General features: G+C 58.4%; 3 protein-coding genes and 1 tRNA gene. 3 read left to right on the forward strand and 1 reads right to left on the reverse strand.

Features of this window, described 5'->3' with window-relative positions; all coding sequences use genetic code 11:
• Window positions 1-304 precede the first annotated feature (304 nt).
• Window positions 305-1,510 carry a DnaJ domain-containing protein gene (locus ACH2EH_RS21510; protein ID WP_395144959.1) on the forward strand — a complete coding sequence of 402 codons (1,206 nt, stop codon included), beginning with the start codon at window positions 305-307 and terminating at the stop codon, window positions 1,508-1,510.
• Window positions 1,511-1,567: 57 nt separating this feature from the next.
• Here the strand turns inward: ACH2EH_RS21510 and ACH2EH_RS21515 are convergent, their stop codons facing one another.
• Window positions 1,568-2,002 (reverse strand): hypothetical protein, encoded by a 435-nt coding sequence (locus ACH2EH_RS21515; protein WP_395144961.1) that lies wholly within the window; start codon window positions 2,000-2,002, stop codon window positions 1,568-1,570.
• A 97-nt stretch (window positions 2,003-2,099) separates the two neighbouring features.
• Between ACH2EH_RS21515 and ACH2EH_RS21520 the strand changes: the two genes are divergently transcribed.
• Both ACH2EH_RS21520 and ACH2EH_RS21525 read left to right on the forward strand, forming a co-directional pair.
• Window positions 2,100-2,172: transfer RNA gene (locus tag ACH2EH_RS21520), tRNA-Ala, on the forward strand.
• 87 nt (window positions 2,173-2,259) lie between these two features.
• A partial coding sequence (locus tag ACH2EH_RS21525) for a glutamate-5-semialdehyde dehydrogenase (RefSeq protein WP_395144962.1) occupies window positions 2,260-3,088 on the forward strand: 829 nt, incomplete at its 3' end.

Consider the following 3,088-nt stretch of genomic DNA (forward strand, 5'->3'; position numbering starts at 1 on the left):
CCGATCAGCTCTGGCACTTTCTCGTACGTTGGCTTCTCGGCAGCGGGCTTCTCCTGGGCCTGTGCACTTTCCAGGAAGAGCGCCCCCACGCCCGATAAAAATAATTTCTTTCGCGTCATACGTTAACTACAAACATAATCTGGAAAAAGTTCATTTAGAGCGATAGAATAACCGCACGGCAGCGGGTCGGCTTCGAACCTGGTCAGGGCGGAAGCAGCAGCCATAAGGAGTACGGCCCGCGTGTCGCAACACTTCCCCCTAAATATTGCGTCGCTCCCGGGGTATAATTGGCTTTAGTATATTTATGCCGGAGCGAACACACTACGAAGTTCTAGGTCTGCCGGAGACGGCTTCCCTTGAGGAAATCAAGAAGCAGTACCGGGCCCTCGCGCGCAAGCATCACCCGGATGTAAACTCAGGCCCACACGCCGCCCTGCAGTTTTCCGCAATTGCCGAAGCGTACCGCGTGCTCAATGATTCCGAGTCGCGCCGTGTCTATGATGCGGAGCGCACGCTGCGGCAACGGCAAACCAATTTCAAGTCCGCCGGTCCTGTCAATCACCCCGCCGGGCCACGCCCCGCTTCATCCACACCCCCGCAACAAAGTGCCACTACCGCCACCCAGGAGTCGGACCGGCTTTTGCAGCAGGCCCAGATCGCCTTTAGCCGCAACCGAATGGCTGAGGCACGGAGCCTAGCGGAGCAGGCGCTGCACTACAACAAAAAAAACGCCGCCGCCTGGGAAGTCATGGGCGATGTCAGCCGCAACCAGGAGCGCCACACGGATGCCCTCCGGCACTACACAATGGCGAGCCAGCACGACCCACGGCGTGCCAGTGTCCAGCAGAAGATCGAGCGGATCGCCCGCCAAACCGTGGGGCCGCAGAGCAACTCTGGGGGCTACACTCCCAGCACACCCACACGTCGTCCGCCCCCGCAGTACAGCGCGCGCCCACGCACCCCACTAACAGCCACGATGCCGCCCGACAAGCGCTCGTTAACCCTCGTTCTGGTGGGATTTTTCGGCTACTTTGGCACTTTTTTGATCGTGATCTTTGCCGGTCTCAATCTGGTTCCATCATCGGCCCCCAATGTGTTGCCGATTGTGACTTCCTGGAGCTGGCCCTACGTGAGCTGTATGGCGCTCGCGGGGGCTTTGCTGGGAGCGACCATGACTATCACAGGAGCCATTCGCCGCATCGAGGACGACTTGATTCTCTCGGGCTCCGCTGGCCCTCACGCGCCCCCTTTTGGAATCCTCGTCATTGTGGTGGGGCTGCTTTTCTTCTGGGCCGCTGCTCTCATGCATCTGGGAGTCTCCCTGTTCCAGGAAGCTCTCACGGCATCCCGCCTGCGTCTCTACGGGGCAGTTGCGCTCCTCACCTGCTTCTTCGCCATCTCCTGGACAGTGCAGTGGGGAACAGTACAGACGCTCCTCTGGGGAGGCAATGTGATCTTCATCAGCTTTATTGTCGGCTGGCTTCTGGGTGATTTCTTCCGGCAGGATTAAAACTCTCAGGCATTGTCTGGAGGCAGAGTCCGTGCGTACGCTGCCTCCAGATAAACATTACACCAGTGTCGAGATGTAGTTGATCTGACCTTCGTGGTAGGTGTTGTTCCAATACACCACATCCGCGAGCCCGGCCAGAGTGTAGGTCGCGCCCCAGGGCATCGTCACTTCGATAGCGGCGTCTTCCGTCGAGAGCCCTTCAAGCGCAGCAACAAGGCCTTCGGTATTGCTGGTCAAGGAAGCAAAGGCGGCATCGGCGTCGGCGGCCAGCTTGATTTTATTCTCAGAAAAGACAGCCCAGTCAATTTCAGGAACCGATTTCTGTTGAATGATGCCGACACACGCCCCCGTGATCAGGGCGCATTCCGCCACTTGATCCAGTGCCGTGCGGCCTTTATCTGAGGGCGACCAGCTCGCCTTGTCCCCTAGCTCCGTCGTTGCTTTCTTCAGCGCTTCCACCGAGAGGTGTACAGCGGCAATTGATTTTTTCATGAAAAATCCTCCGGGTATGATTATACCCAAATAAGCAAATTTACGTTTGCCACTTGCGGAGTTTTTTTTTCTGCGATAGAATTTCCCTCGCGACCTTGGGGGATTAGCTCATCTGGGAGAGCGCTTCAATGGCATTGAAGAGGTAAGCGGTTCGATCCCGCTATCCTCCACTCCAAACAAAAGACGCCGGGAAATTTTCCCGGCGTCTTTTATTTTTTTAAGCGAAGCTGAATGGGTTCTGATAATCTGGTGCTGCTATGACTGTTGACTTGAATGCCCTTGGGGCGGCGGCAAAAACCGCGTCCCGTGCGCTTGCCCAGAAGACCACCGTCGAGAAAAATGCGCTCCTGCTCGCCCTAGCCGATGCCGTAGATGCCCGCGCGGAAGCCATTCTCACCGCCAACGCCTCCGACCTGGAGACGGCAAAAGCAAACGGCACCTCCGACGCACTTTTAGACCGCCTGGCGCTCACCAAGGCGCGGCTGGCTGCGATTACGGGCGATGTCCGCGCCGTCGCCACACTCCCCGATCCCGTCGGCGCTATTTTTAACGAAAGCGCTCTCCCGAGCGGCCTGAAGCTCCACCAGCGGCGCGTCCCGCTCGGGGTGCTGGGCGTGATCTACGAGGCCCGGCCCAATGTGACGGTGGATATTGCGAGCCTAGCGCTCAAGACGGGAAATGCGGTGATACTGCGCGGCGGCTCGGAGACTCTGCGAACCAACGGAGCGCTGGTTGCCGCCCTGCAGAGCGTGTTGCCTGAAAATGCCGTCCAGCTTATCGCCAGTCCGGACCGTGCTCTTGTGCAGGAGCTGCTTCAGTTGCATGAGTTCGTAGATATGATTATTCCGCGTGGCGGCGCGGGACTCCATGACTTCTGCCGCAAGAATAGCACGATTCCCGTGATTATCGGCGGTATCGGGGTATGCCACTTGTTCATGGATGAGAGCGCTGATCTGGAGCGCGCCATCCCCGTGATCGCCAACGCCAAGTGCCGCCGCCCCAGTGTCTGCAACTCGCTCGACACACTGCTGGTTCACGAGGCCATTGCCGCCGAATTTCTCCCCAAAGTGCACGCCGCGCTGGAGC

This window comes from Armatimonas sp. (genome assembly GCF_043760365.1).
Lineage (GTDB): Bacteria > Armatimonadota > Armatimonadia > Armatimonadales > Armatimonadaceae > Armatimonas.

What these genes read in the sequence shown, in the direction of transcription:
- ACH2EH_RS21510 (WP_395144959.1), top strand. Translation starts at nt 305, where the DNA reads ATGCCGGAGCGAACACACTACGAAGTTCTAGGTCTGCCGGAGACGGCT.
- ACH2EH_RS21515 (WP_395144961.1), bottom strand. Translation starts at nt 2,002, where the DNA reads ATGAAAAAATCAATTGCCGCTGTACACCTCTCGGTGGAAGCGCTGAAG.